The organism is Nonomuraea sp. NPDC049714 (genome assembly GCF_044465295.1).
Classification (GTDB): domain Bacteria; phylum Actinomycetota; class Actinomycetes; order Streptosporangiales; family Streptosporangiaceae; genus Nonomuraea.
Window position 1 is genome coordinate 43,770 of sequence record NZ_JBITLM010000015.1, and the last position, 13,096, is coordinate 56,865.

At 71.5% G+C, this 13,096-nt stretch carries 12 protein-coding genes; 4 read left to right on the plus strand and 8 right to left on the minus strand.

Annotated features, from left to right (window positions below):
• Positions 1 to 50: 50 nt before the first annotated feature.
• Positions 51 to 1,688 (plus strand): extracellular solute-binding protein, encoded by a 1,638-nt coding sequence (locus ACIBQX_RS41900; RefSeq protein ID WP_397014746.1) that lies wholly within the window; start codon positions 51 to 53, stop codon positions 1,686 to 1,688.
• 25 nt (positions 1,689 to 1,713) lie between these two features.
• Positions 1,714 to 2,406 carry a hypothetical protein gene (locus ACIBQX_RS41905; RefSeq protein ID WP_397014748.1) on the plus strand — a complete coding sequence of 231 codons (693 nt, stop codon included), beginning with the start codon at positions 1,714 to 1,716 and terminating at the stop codon, positions 2,404 to 2,406.
• Positions 2,407 to 2,466: 60 nt separating this feature from the next.
• Here ACIBQX_RS41905 and ACIBQX_RS41910 read toward each other — a convergent pair whose 3' ends face one another.
• The gene (locus tag ACIBQX_RS41910) at positions 2,467 to 4,566 is read right to left on the minus strand and encodes an alpha-glucuronidase (RefSeq protein ID WP_397014750.1); all 2,100 of its coding nucleotides are present in this window, start codon (positions 4,564 to 4,566) and stop codon (positions 2,467 to 2,469) included.
• Positions 4,567 to 4,754: 188 nt separating this feature from the next.
• Here ACIBQX_RS41910 and ACIBQX_RS41915 point away from each other — a divergent pair, with 188 nt between their 5' ends.
• Together ACIBQX_RS41915 and ACIBQX_RS41920 are read left to right on the plus strand one after the other, a co-directional pair.
• Complete coding sequence (locus tag ACIBQX_RS41915; RefSeq protein WP_397014752.1) at positions 4,755 to 5,213, plus strand: Hsp20/alpha crystallin family protein; 459 nt, start codon at positions 4,755 to 4,757, stop codon at positions 5,211 to 5,213.
• 56 nt (positions 5,214 to 5,269) lie between these two features.
• Positions 5,270 to 5,581 carry a MerR family transcriptional regulator gene (locus ACIBQX_RS41920; RefSeq protein ID WP_397014754.1) on the plus strand — a complete coding sequence of 104 codons (312 nt, stop codon included), beginning with the start codon at positions 5,270 to 5,272 and terminating at the stop codon, positions 5,579 to 5,581.
• Here the strand turns inward: ACIBQX_RS41920 and ACIBQX_RS41925 are convergent.
• The 7 genes from ACIBQX_RS41925 to ACIBQX_RS41955 form a co-directional block, all read right to left on the minus strand.
• The gene (locus tag ACIBQX_RS41925; RefSeq protein WP_397014756.1) at positions 5,565 to 7,307 is read right to left on the minus strand and encodes an acyltransferase; all 1,743 of its coding nucleotides are present in this window, start codon (positions 7,305 to 7,307) and stop codon (positions 5,565 to 5,567) included. The two genes, ACIBQX_RS41920 and ACIBQX_RS41925, sit on opposite strands and share 17 nt — an antisense overlap.
• A gap of 45 nt (positions 7,308 to 7,352) precedes the next feature.
• Positions 7,353 to 8,582 carry a PP2C family protein-serine/threonine phosphatase gene (locus tag ACIBQX_RS41930; protein ID WP_397014758.1) on the minus strand — a complete coding sequence of 410 codons (1,230 nt, stop codon included), beginning with the start codon at positions 8,580 to 8,582 and terminating at the stop codon, positions 7,353 to 7,355.
• Positions 8,579 to 9,397, minus strand: coding sequence for an alpha/beta fold hydrolase (locus tag ACIBQX_RS41935; protein WP_397014760.1), 819 nt, complete (start codon positions 9,395 to 9,397; stop codon positions 8,579 to 8,581). Before ACIBQX_RS41935 ends, ACIBQX_RS41930 begins: the two co-directional genes overlap by 4 nt.
• A 52-nt stretch (positions 9,398 to 9,449) precedes the next feature.
• Entirely contained in the window at positions 9,450 to 10,643 is a 1,194-nt protein-coding gene (locus ACIBQX_RS41940) for an FAD-dependent oxidoreductase (RefSeq protein ID WP_397014762.1), read from the minus strand.
• On the minus strand, positions 10,640 to 11,215 hold the full coding sequence (locus tag ACIBQX_RS41945) for a TetR/AcrR family transcriptional regulator (RefSeq protein WP_397014764.1): 576 nt from the start codon (positions 11,213 to 11,215) through the stop codon (positions 10,640 to 10,642). Before ACIBQX_RS41945 ends, ACIBQX_RS41940 begins: the two co-directional genes overlap by 4 nt.
• Positions 11,216 to 11,297: 82 nt before the next feature.
• The gene (locus ACIBQX_RS41950) at positions 11,298 to 12,422 is read right to left on the minus strand and encodes a PP2C family protein-serine/threonine phosphatase (protein ID WP_397014766.1); all 1,125 of its coding nucleotides are present in this window, start codon (positions 12,420 to 12,422) and stop codon (positions 11,298 to 11,300) included.
• A gap of 104 nt (positions 12,423 to 12,526) precedes the next feature.
• Positions 12,527 to 12,868: a TraR/DksA family transcriptional regulator gene (locus ACIBQX_RS41955; protein WP_397014768.1), complete on the minus strand. Its 342-nt coding sequence runs from the start codon at positions 12,866 to 12,868 to the stop codon at positions 12,527 to 12,529.
• Between the last annotated feature and the right edge of the window lie 228 nt (positions 12,869 to 13,096).

The following is a 13,096-nucleotide window of genomic DNA, read 5'->3' on the forward strand; positions in this document are numbered from 1 at the left end:
GCCCGCCCCACGCCTCAACAACCCCCTGACCACGGCAAAGGAATCCCCCCATGCGTGAACTCTCACGGCGTCAGGCGATCATCGGACTCGGCGCGTTCACCTTCGTGCTCGCCGGCTGCGGCGGCGACGAGGCCCCGAAGAAGGCCGCCGACGTGTCCGCGAACAAGGCGGGCGCGATGGCCGACTACGGCGTCAACCAGCAGTTCAAGGCCACCGCGCCGGTCTCGTTCGACGCGCTCTACAACAACCACTCGTTCTACCCGCACAAGGACGACTGGCTGTTCTGGCAGGAACTCACCAAGCGGACCAACGTGACGATCAAGCCGGTGACGGTGCCGCTCAGCGACTACGAGAAGAAGCGCGGCCTGCTGGTGGGGTCCGGTCAGGCCCCGCTCATCATCCCGAAGACGTACCACCCGCAGGAGGAGGCGTTCGTGTCCTCCGGCGCCATCCTGCCGGTCAGCGACTACCTCGACCTGATGCCGAACTTCAAGGACAAGATCGCCAAGTGGGGGATGGAGCCGGAGCTGAACACGCTCCGGCAGGCCGACGGCCGCTTCTACCTGCTGCCCGGCATTCACGAGAGCGCCTGGGTCGACTACTCCCTGGCCATCAGGACCGACATCCTGGAGAAGCTCGGCCTGGAGGTCCCGACCACCTGGGACGAGCTTTACACCGTGCTCAAGGCGATGAAGGCGGAGTATCCCGACCGCTACCCGATGACCGACCGGTGGGGCGTCCCCACCCCCGGCGGCAACCTGCTCAAGCTCGTCGCCCAGGCCTACGGCAGCAGGGGCGGCTGGGATTATCAGCACGCGACCTGGGACGCGGCCACCGGCAAGTTCGCCTACACCGGCGCCATGCCGCAGTACAAGCAGATGATCGAGTATCTGCAGAAGCTGGTGAAGGAGAAGCTGCTCGACCCGGAGAGCTTCACGCAGCAGGACGAGCAGGCCAAGCAGAAGTTCAACTCCGGCAAGTCCTTCGTCATCAGCGCCAACGCGCAGGCGATCATCAACGACTACCGGACGACGCTGACCAAGACCGTCGAAGGCGCGAAGATCGTCAAAATCCCGGTGCCGATGGGCCCGGTCGGCGACTTCAAGATCGGCACCAGGCTGGAGAACGGCGTCATGATCTCCAAGAAGGCGCTGGAGAACGAGAACTTCGTCGCCATGATGCAGTTCATCGACTGGCTGTGGTACTCCGATCAGGGCCAGGAGTTCGCCAAGTGGGGCGTCGAGGGCACGACGTTCACCAAGGACTCCTCCGGCGCCTACAAGCTGGCCGACGACATCGACTTCCTCGGGCTCAACGCCGGGGCGCCCAAGCACCTGCAGAAGGACTTCGGCTTCTCCAACGGCGTGTTCGCCTACGGCGGCGCCACCAAGCTGCTGCAGTCCACCTTCTCGGAGGAGGAGCTGGAGTTCCAGAACGTGATGAACGCCAGGAAGCCCTGGCCGGTGGAGCCGGCGCACCCCTTCACGGACGCCGAGCGCGAGCAGTCGTCGCTCTGGGAGACGCCTCTGAAGGACCACGTCACCCAGAACACGCTCAAGTTCATCCTCGGCGAGCGCGACCTGAGCGAGTGGGACGCCTACGTCAAGGAACTGGAGAGCAAGAACAGCGCCTCCTACCTGAACCTGGTCAACGGCGCGTACGAGCGGTTCAAGAAGGAGCACGGCTGACCGGTCCGCGGCTGGGAGCCCGCTGATGAGCGACATGACCGCCGGGCGGCGGTTCACCGAAGGCCCGCTGTCGCGCGCCGCCGCCCTGATCTACACGCTGCTGATCGTCGAGCTGCTGTTCCTGGTCACCGCCGTGCCCGGCCTGGTGGCGCTCGTCCTGCTGGAACGCGACGCCGGCAACCTGCCGCTGGCCGCGGTGTGCGCGCTGCCGGTCGGCCCGGCGTTGTCGGCCGCGCTGTACGCGCTGCACCACCGCCGCCTGGACCTGGCGGACCTGTCGCCGGCGGCCGCGTTCTGGCGTGGCTACCGGGCCAACGTCCGCGACGTGCTGATGATCTGGGCGCCGTGGCTGGCCGGGCTGACCGTCGTCGGGATCAACCTCGCGAACCTGTCCGCCGCCGGGGTGCCCGGCTGGTGGGCGGGGTTGCTGGTCGCCGTCGCGGTGGTGGCCCTCCTCTGGGTCGCCAACGCGGTGGTGATCGCGTCGCTGTTCCGGTTCCGGGCGGTGGACGTCGCCCGGCTGGCCGCGTACTCGCTGGCCCGCTTCCCCATGGCGACCCTGGGCAACGCGTGCCTGGTGATCGTGGCGGGCGGCGTCACGCTGGTGGCCACCGAGGCGGCGCTGGCGCTGGTCGCGTTCGCGTTCGCGGCGGGGCTGCTGCGCAACAGCCGCCCGATGATCGCCGAGATCAAGGAGCGGTTCGTCGCACCGCAGTAGAGCCGAAGTAGAGCCACAGTAGTGCCGCAGCGGACAGTAGTGCCGCAGTGGATACGTGCCTCAGTAGATACGCCGGCCGTGCGCGTCGGGCACCCCCGACTTGCGCGAGAAGTAGGTGTTGATCTGGTCGCGCCACTCCTCGGCGGAGCGGAGCTGCTCGTCCAGCAGCTCCGCGACCCGGGCGTGCAGCTCCGGGTCCACCAGATCGGTGAGCTTCTGCCACAGCAGCCGTGTCTCGGCCGCCTGGTCGGCGCCGGCGAAGTGGGTGTCGTAGATGTGCTGGATGACGCTCGTCCCGCCGCGCAGCACGTGCTGGTACGGGACGTGGTGGAAGAACAGCAGCAGCTCGTCCGGGCACTCCTCTGCCGACTCGTACACCCGTGACCACGGCTCCGGGTACTGGCCGGTGAAGCCGGTGCCGGTGGCGCGCGTCCGGTCCACGCCGACGCCGTCGCGGTCGGCGAAGTGGTACGTGCCCCACGGCGTGTACTCGTAGCCGTCCACGTCGGGGCCGTAGTGGTGCCCGGGGCGGACCATGAACCCGACGCCCAGCGGCGCGGTGTACCGCTCGTAGGTGAGCCAGGAGCCGTCCATCATGGCGTGCAGCGTGCCGCGCAGCCGCTCCGGATCGCCGGCCGCCGCGGGCGTGAAGGTGAGGTCGATCCACTCGTCGAGCAGGGCGGCCGGGTCGAGCCGGGGATCCCAGGCCAGCCGGCCGAAGGCGTACAGGTTGGCCTGCGCGAGCGGGTGGCCGGTCCAGTAGAAGTCGTCGCCCACGTTGGAGACGGCGACCAGCTCGTCCGCCAGCCCGGCCACGGCCGGGCCCTCCGGCCCGCGCGGCTCGAAGTCGAGCACCTCGCGCCACATCGGGGGCAGGTAACACACGTGCCGCTGCTGGCCGGTGTACTCCTGCGTCACCTGCAGCTCCACCGCCACGCGGGTGCGCGGCATGGCGGCGATCACCGGCGACACCGGCTCGCGCACCTGGAAGTCCATCGGCCCGTGCTTGACCTGCAGGATCGCGTTCGCCCTGAACTGCCCGTCCAGCGGGGCGAAGTGGTCGTAGGCGGCGCGGGCCCGGTCGGTGGAGCGGTCGCGCCAGTCCTGCCGATGGTCGTAGACGAAGGCGCGCCAGTGCACCACCCCGCCGAACGGGGCCAGCGCGTCGGCCAGCAGGTTGGCACCCTCCGCGTGGCTGCGCCCGTACGCGAACGGCCCTGGTTGCCCCTCGGAGTCCGCCTTGACCACGTAACCGCCGAAGTCCGGGATCGCGTCGTACACCCGCGCGGTGGCCGCGGCCCACCAGGCGCGCACGTCCTCGTCGAGCGGGTCGGCGCATGCCAGCGCGCCGAGCACGATGGGCGCGGCGAAGTTCACCGACAGATGGGTACGGATCCCGTACGGGCGCAGCTCGGCGGCGATCGCGGCGACGTCGCCGAGCCGGTCGGTCAGCAGGTGCGCCTCGGTGGCGTGCACGTTGACGTTGTTCACGGTGATCGCGTTCACCCCGGCGGCGGCCAGCAGCCGGGCGTAGGCGCGGACCCGGGTCAGGTCGCCGCGCGGGCCGCCGTCCTGCCAGAAGACGGACCCGCCCGCGTATCCGCGCTCGACCTGCCCCATGACCGGGTGTGTGTCGATGTTGTCCCAGTGGTCGAGCATGCGCCGCCGGAGCGCTGGCCGGTGCCGTTCGACGGGCCGGGGGCCGCCGAACGCCGCCTCGCCCAGCCGGACCACGTGGAAGAGCCCGTACAGCAGCCCGGCGGGCCCACCGGCGAGCACCACCGTGACCTCGCCCCGCCGGGCGAGCAGGAACCCCTCGGCCCCGATCGGCCGCTCGTCCTGCCCGGACTCCTCCCGTACGGCCTGGGCGGCGGCCGGCAGGTGCGCCTCGGTGGCGAGCGCGAGCACGAGATCGGCCTGTCCGCCCGCCTGGTCGCCCGTGCGGCCGCTCGCCCGGTCGCTCGCCTGTCCGCTCGCCCGGTCGTCGGCCCGCCGCAGGAGGCTGCCGCCGAAACGCGCGCAGGCGTGCGCGACCTCGTCGCGGGCGGTCTCGACGAGGAGGCCGTCGCCGAGCACGAGGGTGCGCCGGGCGCCGATCGGCCGGAACGCCTCGGCGGGCAGCCAGGCCGCGTGCGCGCTGGTCGGTTCTGGAACGGTCATGGGGGGTCCTCCGGTCCGGCGTGCGGCGTCAGGCTCGGCGTGAACCTAACAGATACCGCTCCGATAGCTGTCGGCAGCCCGCCGAAAATTTCACCCGCCGCCTTCTCTTGACATCGGCTGAGAGCTAACCTACAAATGAAGTTAGAGGTTAGCTCTCACCAGAGAAGCTCAGCTAGGGGGTACGAACCATGCTTCTCACGTCGATCGACCCGTTCCTGCAGGAGTTCGAGCGCCAGTTCAGCCAGCTGGCCCGTCAGTCCTTCGACACCGCCGCGGCCGTCATGCCGATGGACGGGCTGCGCCGCGACGACGACGTGGTCCTGCGTTTCGACCTTCCGGGCGTGAACCCCGCCTCCGTCGAGGTGACGGTCGACCGCGGCGTCCTCAGCGTCAGCGCCACGCGCGAGGAGGAGATCGGCGAGGACGAGCGGCTGTTCGTCCGCGAGCGCCCGATGGGCACCTTCACCAGGCGCGTCTACCTGTCGGAGCACCTCGACAGCGACAGGATCGACGCGGGCTACGCCGACGGCGTGCTGACCGTGCGGATCCCCGTCACGGAGCGCGCCAAGCCGCGCAAGGTCGAGATCCAGCGCGCCGGCACCACCGGCGACGTCGGCACCACCAGTAGCAAGGCCATCAAGGCCTGACCCGGGCTCCGAGGGCGGGCGCCCCGGTTCCCGCCCCCGGACCCGAGGAGGTCACGATGTCCGAGCTGCCCTTCGACGACGAGCGCGCGCCGCTCTACTCCCTGGGGCAGGTGGCCGAGATGCTTCAGGTGCGGCAGGCCTTCCTGCGGCGCCTGGACCAGCACGACGTCATCAGCCCCAGCCGGTCGGCCGGCGGCCAGCGCCGCTACTCGCGCCAGGACGTCCTGGCCGTCCGGCACGTCACGCGGATGGCGGACGAGGGCATGACGCTCGTCGCCATCCGCCGCATTCTCGAGCTCGAGAGTGAGCTCCGTGTGCTCCGCGCCGAGCTCAAGGAGGTCCGGGCCCGGCTCACCGGCCAGGAGTGACCGCGGGCTCGTCGTTCCCGTCGAGCGCGGGTTCGGGCCGGTGGACGCCACGCGGCCGGTAGCCGAGCGATTCGGCGACGCCGAGCAGGTCGGCGACGTACCACAGGGTCGCCAGCCACATCTCGGTGCCTTGCAGACCCGGCCGGTGGTCGCGATGCCGGGGACCGCTCAGCGGCGGATGCGCGAACGGGAATCCCTGACCGTCGACCCACTGCTCGGTGATCGCCTCCACCTGCCCCGAAGCCCAGGCGGTCACCTCCTTCGCCCGGTGCGCGCTCTGCCGCCGGGCCAGCCAGAGCGGGTGCGCCACGTCCAGGACGTTGCACGCGGTGGTGCGGCCGGGCCCGAAGTGCCGCTCGTCGGCGGCGTGCGCCAGCACCGTGTCGATGACCCGCTCCGGATACGGCACCGGCAGCCCGAACTGCGCGAACGAGCCCCGTACCGCCCGGTAGTAGCCGTTGACCGCCTGCAGCAGCCCGTCGGCGGCGCGCGAGGGGGACCACAGGCCGCTGTCCCGGTGGCAGCGCATCAGCAGCCGGCCGAAGAGGGCGTCGAGGGCGGTGCGCGAGCCGAGGGTGGGGAAGTGACGGAGGTTCCACATCAGGGCGGTGCCCAGGGTGTCCACGGCCGCCCCCGCCGCCCAACCGCCGCCCCGCCACGGCAGCCCGTCGAGCACGGCGGTGAGCTCGGCCGGCGACATCCGCCCGACCGCGCCGACCGGATGCTCGAAGCGGGAGCCGAGCAGGTCGAGGGCATAGCCGAGGCTGAGCACGTGATAATGCGCCGTCCCGTCCTCGAACCCGGCGGGTGGCGGGCCGTGCGAGCCGGAGGCGTCCAGCGGCGGGGTCAGGCCGGTCACCGGGTCCTGGTTCTGCCGGAGCCTGCGGACGTGCCCGGACTTCGGCAGCTGTCCCGGGGGAGCGTCCGACAGCAGGTACGACAGCTCCACGGCGTCGGCGTGCGCCCGCAGGGTGGCGGGATCGCCGGGGGCGTTCACGTACCGGCCGGTACGCGTCCCGTCGGCGGCGGTCGCGTCCGGCTCCCAGCTCCGCTCGATGATTGTGGCCGCCTGCTCCCTGGCCCTGGCCGCCAGCCCGGCCAGCGCGTGCGCGGCGCCCGCCCGGCGGGAGGCGTGGCGGCGGTCGCGGACGAAGCGGGCCGGGTTGCCGGCCACCACCGCCCAGGCGGGCACGTCCCTGGTCACCACCGATCCCGCGCCGATCACCGCGTGGGAGCCCACCGTGACGCCGTCCACGATCACCACGTTCGAGCCGATCCAGACGTCGTCGCCGATGGTGATGCCGCGCTCGGTGAGCGGCTGGCGGTGGACGGGCCGGTCCGGCTCCATCGAATGGTTGAAGCCGAGAATCGACGTGTGCGCCCCGACGCGGACGCCGTCGCCCATGGTCACCGAGCCGCGCACCACGGCGAAGGCGTTCACGCTGCAGTCGTCGCCCGCGTGGAAGTCGCCCGTGACGTAGGCGTGCGCCGCGATGTAGGAGTCGTCGCCCATCCGCAGGCGGGTCGGCTGCACCATGGCCAGCTCGGAGATGAAGACCCGCGCGCCGATCGAGCCGCCCGACAGCTCGGCGAGGGCCGCCTGCCGGTCGAGCTGGGCCCCGCGCCTCTCCTCGGTCGCCTCCCGCCAGAACAGCCAGGCGTTGTAGTCCAGCATGTTGGGGTCGTGGCTCGACGGTTCCACGTCGGCGCCGGATGCCGTGGTCATACGCACTCCTCAGGACGGCGAGGCCGGGGCCTCATGGGAACGGGCTCAGGCGGGTGGGACGCCGAGCGCCAGCAGGGCGGTGTCGTCGTCGAGGCCCGCGCCGAAGCTCTCGATCAGGCGGGTGGCGGCCTCGATCGTGGCGGCGGCCGAGGCGGGGGCCACCCGCTCGGCGAAGGCCAGCAGGGCCTCGTCGCCGTAGCGCCCGTCGCCGGTGTAGGTCCGGGCCTCGGTGATCCCGTCGGTGTAGAGCAGGAGGGTGTCGCCGGGCCCCAGCCGGGCCTCGACGACCACGAACGACGGCGACGGCAGCAGCCCGACGGGCATGCCGCCGGTGGTGGGCAGGTAGCCGGCCCGGCCGCCGGCGCGCAGCAGCAGCGCCGGGGGATGGCCGCCGCTGGCCAGGGTGACGGAGAAGCCGTCACGATCGGCGGCGAGGATGCCGACGACGACCGTGCAGTAGCGCGAGCTGTCGCCGGTGTAACGCTCCTGCAGGGCGGTGTTGAGCGTGCCGAGCATGCTGATCGGCTCCGGGTCGTGCAGGGCGGCGGCCCGCAGCGTCGAACGGGTCAGCGAGGTCACCGCCGCGGCCTCCGGCCCCTTGCCGCACACGTCGCCGAGGAAGAAGCACCAGCGCCCGCCGCCCAGCGGGAACAGGTCGTAGAAGTCGCCGCTCAGGTCGTCCTGAGAGGCCGCGTGGTAGGCGGCGACGGCCTCCAGGCCGGGGACCTCGGGCAGGGAGGGCGGAAGCAGGCTGCGCTGCAGCGTGCCCAGCACGCTCTTGAGCCGTTCGCGGTCGCGCTCGGCGATCCGCCACGCCTCCTCCGCCTCGTGGCGGGCGCGCAGCAGCTCACTCTCGTACGCCCGGCGGTCACGGGCGTCGAAGACCGTGGTGCGGATGATCAGCTGTCGGCCGTCGCCCGCGGTCTTCACCACGGACGTGACCAGCACGGGCAGCCGGGCGCCGTTGGCGGTCCGCACCTCGAGCGCGATCCCGCTGATCTCGCCCTGCATGCGCAGCAGCGGCGCGATGTGGGTCTCGTGGTAGAGCTTGCCGCCCACGGTGAGCAGGTCGGGCAGGCGCATCCGGCCGACGACCTCGTCGCGGCTGTGGCCGAGCCAGCTCAGCAGCGTCTTGTTGATCTTGACGATCGTGCCGTCCAGGAGTGTGGACAGATAGCCGCAGGGGGCGTTCTCGTAGAGGTCCTCGGCGCTGTCCTCCAGCAGGCCGTCCTGCCCGGGCTCGGGCTCGGCGCCGGGGTAGGGCCGGTCGTTCATCGCCGGTCGCGGGCGAAGGAGGCGATGGCCGCGGCGGTGATCTCGGGGGCGCTCAGCTGCGGGCAGTGGCCGACCGCGTCCAGGGTGACGATCCGGCTGCCGGGGATCGCGGTGTGCACGTACGCGCCCACCTCGGGTGGCGCGATCACGTCCTGCCTGCACTCCAGGATCAGCGTCGGCAGCCGCACCGACGCGAGATCCTCGCGGTTGTCGGACAGGAACGTGGTGCGGGCGAACACCCGGGCGATCGCCGGGTCGGTGCGGCAGAAGCTGTTGGTCAGCTCCTCGCCCAGCTCGGGCCGGTCCGGGTTGCCCATGATGATCGGCGCCATGGTGGCGGACCAGCCCAGATAGTTGGACTCCAGGGAGTCGAGCAACTCGTGGATGTCGGCGGCGCTGAAGCCGCCCCGGTAATCGCCCTCGTCGATGTAGCACGGCGAGGGGACGAGCAGGACCAGCTTGCCGAACCGGCGGGGCTCGCGCGCCGCCGCCAGCACGCCGACCATGGCGCTGACCGAGTGGCCGACGAATACCACGTCCCGCAGGTCCAGCTCGCGGCAGATGTCCAGCACGTCGTCGGCGTAGCCGTCCAGCGACGCGTAGCGCTCCTCCCGCCACGCCGACACGTCCGAACGCCCGGAGCCGACGTAGTCGAACAGGACGACCTCGAACTCCTCGCCCAGCGCGGGCGCCACCAACCGCCAGAGGTTCTGGTCGCAGCCGAACCCGTGGGCCAGCATCATCACCGGCGCGCCGGGCCGCCCGGTGACCACGACGTTGTTCCGGATGCGCACCTCCGTACCGGACATTCCCATACCGGACATTGTGTCATTCGGGTCTCAGTGGGTTCGCGCCCGGCGTACCGGCTCAGGCCCTGTCGCGGGCATCGTCGAGGTGGTCGTCGAGGTGGTCGGCGCGGCTGGTGATCAGCCGGTGGCCGCCGGGGCTGAGGGAGTTGACGAACAAGCGGCCGAGTCCGGGCAGCCCGGCCAGGCGGATCATCAGGTCGCGGGCCACGATGTGCCGCCGGGTCGCGGGCGCCATCCACTTCACGAAACGGCGGCCGGCCCGCTGCACCTCCTCGACGGCGGGGCGCATGCGCTCCTCGTAGCGGATCAGCGCGCCGGCCACCTCGCCGTGGGCGAGCTCGTCGGCCAGCACCCAGGCCGCGGCCATCCCCAGCGACGCGCCGTGCCCGGCGAACAGCGACACGGCCTGGCAGGCGTCGCCGAGCAGCACCACCCGCCCCTCGCTCCAGCGCGCCATCTCGATCTGGGTCACCTGGTCGTGGTAGAGCTCCGGCGGAGGCGGGCAGCGGGGCAGCACCTCGGGCAGGATCCAGCCCAGGTCGCCGAAGTGCCGCCGGAGCGCGGCGGCGGGGTCGGCCGGGATCGCGGGATCGGTCTCGTGGCGCAGGAACAGCAGGGCGAGCCGCCCGTCCCGCAGTGCGTAACCGCCCGCCATCCTCCCGGGTACGGTCAGCATCCGATAGCGTGCCCCGATCCGCCGGCTGAGCTCCTCGTCACGAAGGATGTACGCCGACACCTGGTGGTCCAGATAGCGCAGGAAGCGGTGCTCCGGCCCGAAGACCAGCTCCCGCACGCGCGAGTGCGCGCCGTCCGCGCCGACGAGCAGGTCCACCGTCCGCCGGGTGCCGTCGGTGAGACGCACGTCGGCCATCGTGCCGGACCGCTCGGCAGACGCGACGCTGGTGCCGTAGCGGATCGGGGAACGGACCTGCTCCTGGATCACCCGGGCCAGATCGCCGCGGAGCAGACTGATCACCTGGAACATGTCGGGCGGCATCGTCAGCCGGCTCGTGGTCCGGCCGGCGCCGTCGACGTAGTCGACCGCGCTGACCGGATAGCGGACGTCGAGCAGCCGGGGGAGCAGGCCCATCCGCTCGGCGACCTGGTGGCCGGGGCCGAAGAAGTCGATCAGGTAGCCGCTCTCGCGGAATGCGGGCGCGCGCTCGACCAGCTCCACCTCCCAACCGGCGCGCTCCAGATGCCAGGCGAGCGTCAGCCCCGAGATCCCCGCGCCGCAGATGAGCGCCCTCATGCGTCCGCCCGGACGAACAGCGCGCGCAGCGGCCCGGCCAGCGTGGCGAGGTCGAGGCCGGGGTCGAGGGCGTGGTGCAGCATGATGCCGTCCACCGCCGCGGCGAGCACGGTCGCCTCCGCCATGGCGTCACCCGGATGGCCCCGCTCGCGCAGCCAGGACGCCGTCTCGGCGCGAAAGCGGGCGAGCAGCTCGTTGAGCCGGGCCCGCAGCTCCGGCTGCCTGGTGGAGGCCAGGTACATCTCCACGATGAGCAGCGAGGCCGGGTCGGTGCCGCTGTAGCGGGACAGCTCGCCGAGCATCCAGTCGACTCCCTCGCCGATCGTGGCCCGGCTCGACAGCTCCTTCAGGAACTGCTCGAACATCACGCCGGCGAAGCCGATCCCGGCCTCGATGAGCAGGCCGGTCACCGACGAGAAGTGGTAGTGCACCACGCCCGGCGCGACCCCGGCCCGCTCGGCGACCAGGCGCGTGCTCACGCCGCCCCAGCCGACCTCGTTGATCAGTGGAACGGCCGCGTCGAGCAGCCGCTGCCGGGTGGTCCGGCCACGTTCGGCGGAAACAGATGCCATGCCCCCTCCTTTGGACGAACGACTTGGGCAACTGTCCAAACAGTACGGCATGCGGCGGCCCCGGTCACCCTGGCCGGGAGGCTCAGGCGGGGATGCGGCGGAGCAGGAGCATCGCCGCGTCGTCGAGCAACGGCCCGCCGACGTGCCGGACCAGGTCGCCCCGCAGGGAGTCCAGCGCCGCCTGCGGGTCGCCGCCCATCAGCAGCCCGGCCCGCTCGGTCAGGGGATAGAACTCGCCGGCGGTGTTCCGCGCCTCGATGACCCCGTCGGTGAACAGCAGGATCTGGTCCCCGTTCTCGAACATCACCCGGTGCGCCTTCGGCCGGTCGGCGGCCAGTGAGCCGAGTCCGAGCGGCAGCCCCTCGTGCGGGGGGTCCATCGGCGTGATCCGCCCGTCGGAGCTGATCAGCAACGGCGCCGGATGACCGCAGTTGAACAGCGAGATCTCCGACCTGTGCACCTCGGCCAGGATCGCGGTGACGAACGTCTCGCCGCTCAGATGCCGCGCGAGGCTCGCCTCCAGCCGCTCGCCCACCTCCGACAGCTCGGCCTCGTCGTAGGCGGCCTCGCGGAAGGCGCCGAGCACCCAGGCCGCCGTCTCCACCGCCTCCAGCCCCTTTCCCTGCACGTCACCGATGAGCAGCCGTACCCCGTGCGGTGTGGTGACGACCTCGTAGAGGTCGCCGCCGATCTGCGCCTCGGCGGCGGCGGAGGTGTAGGACAGCGCCACCCGCAGGTCGGCGGCCCGCCGGGGGACCGGGCGCAGCAGGACGCGCTGGGCCGCCTCCGCGACGAGCCGGACGTTGGCCAGCTCCCGCTCACGCTTGAGCCGCAGATGGGCGGCCAGCATGCTCGCGGCGGTCACGCCGACGATCGTGACGATGGTGATGGTGTTCTGCCGCTTCCACAGCAGGCCGTTGTAATAGGCCAGGGGAACGCAGATGACGATCGCCACCAGCCCCACCATCGCGGTCCGCCGGACGCCGCCGGACACCGACGCGAACGTCGGGCCGAGCGTGAGGAGCGGCAGGAAGCCGAGCGACGGCCCGGCGAGTAAGTCGATCACGGCCACCGCGAACAGCACGACGAACGGCAGCCACCGCAGCGCCCCCTGCGACGTCACCGGACGCGTCCGCAGGCGGCCCGCGTCGCCTTCTCCCGCGCTTGCAGCACTATCCCCCCACACGACCAGGAACTCACGAGCCATGGAAACATCAACGCTTCGCAAGATTCAACCATGACGCGCCCCGGCCGCGGTCGCCCCTCGACAGGGCTGACGCCGCGCGCCCGCACCGGGCGCGCGGCATGTCGTCAGCGAGCCTCATGCCGCTGACGGCAGGGCATGCAGTGGCGGGTCAACGGCCTGATCTTCAGCCGCTCGAACGGGATCGACGAGTCGCAGTCGACGCATCGGCCGTAGGAGCGGTCCGCCAGCCGCTCCAGGCTCTTGTTGATGTCGGTGATCATCCGCTCGGTGGCGGCCAGGTCGGCGAGCACGCTCTGCCGTGACCCGTCGTCCGTTCCGCCGCTGTCCACCAGTGCCCTGAGCTCGTCGAGCCGCGAGGTGCGCCAGATGAGCTGCGCCCGGAGGTGCTCGGTGATGACCTGGACCTGGGTGTCGCTGATCATGGTGAACTCGTCGTGCTGAGTCATGGGTGTTTCCTTCGTGAAGTCGTGGCACGGCTGACAGGCCGTCCAAAGGTGATCGCCCGTAGGGCGCCGGAGCCGTGCGGGCGGGTGCATGTGGTGTGACGCCGGGTGCCGTCTCGCTCGACGGGCGCCGCCCGTCACCAGCTGCCGGTCATCAGCTGCCCGTCATCAGCCGCCCGTCATCAGCCGCCGGTCAGGACGCGTGCTTGAGCGGACGCCGGGGTCCGGCGT

Bases quoted from the DNA above. Each gene is read 5' to 3' on its own strand.
- ACIBQX_RS41945 (WP_397014764.1), bottom strand. From the start codon at position 11,215: ATGGCATCTGTTTCCGCCGAACGTGGCCGGACCACCCGGCAGCGGCTG.
- ACIBQX_RS41910 (WP_397014750.1), bottom strand. From the start codon at position 4,566: ATGACCGTTCCAGAACCGACCAGCGCGCACGCGGCCTGGCTGCCCGCC.
- ACIBQX_RS41905 (WP_397014748.1), top strand. From the start codon at position 1,714: ATGAGCGACATGACCGCCGGGCGGCGGTTCACCGAAGGCCCGCTGTCG.
- ACIBQX_RS41920 (WP_397014754.1), top strand. From the start codon at position 5,270: ATGTCCGAGCTGCCCTTCGACGACGAGCGCGCGCCGCTCTACTCCCTG.
- ACIBQX_RS41950 (WP_397014766.1), bottom strand. From the start codon at position 12,422: ATGGCTCGTGAGTTCCTGGTCGTGTGGGGGGATAGTGCTGCAAGCGCG.
- ACIBQX_RS41925 (WP_397014756.1), bottom strand. From the start codon at position 7,307: ATGACCACGGCATCCGGCGCCGACGTGGAACCGTCGAGCCACGACCCC.
- ACIBQX_RS41955 (WP_397014768.1), bottom strand. From the start codon at position 12,868: ATGACTCAGCACGACGAGTTCACCATGATCAGCGACACCCAGGTCCAG.
- ACIBQX_RS41915 (WP_397014752.1), top strand. From the start codon at position 4,755: ATGCTTCTCACGTCGATCGACCCGTTCCTGCAGGAGTTCGAGCGCCAG.
- ACIBQX_RS41940 (WP_397014762.1), bottom strand. From the start codon at position 10,643: ATGAGGGCGCTCATCTGCGGCGCGGGGATCTCGGGGCTGACGCTCGCC.
- ACIBQX_RS41930 (WP_397014758.1), bottom strand. From the start codon at position 8,582: ATGAACGACCGGCCCTACCCCGGCGCCGAGCCCGAGCCCGGGCAGGAC.
- ACIBQX_RS41935 (WP_397014760.1), bottom strand. From the start codon at position 9,397: ATGGGAATGTCCGGTACGGAGGTGCGCATCCGGAACAACGTCGTGGTC.
- ACIBQX_RS41900 (WP_397014746.1), top strand. From the start codon at position 51: ATGCGTGAACTCTCACGGCGTCAGGCGATCATCGGACTCGGCGCGTTC.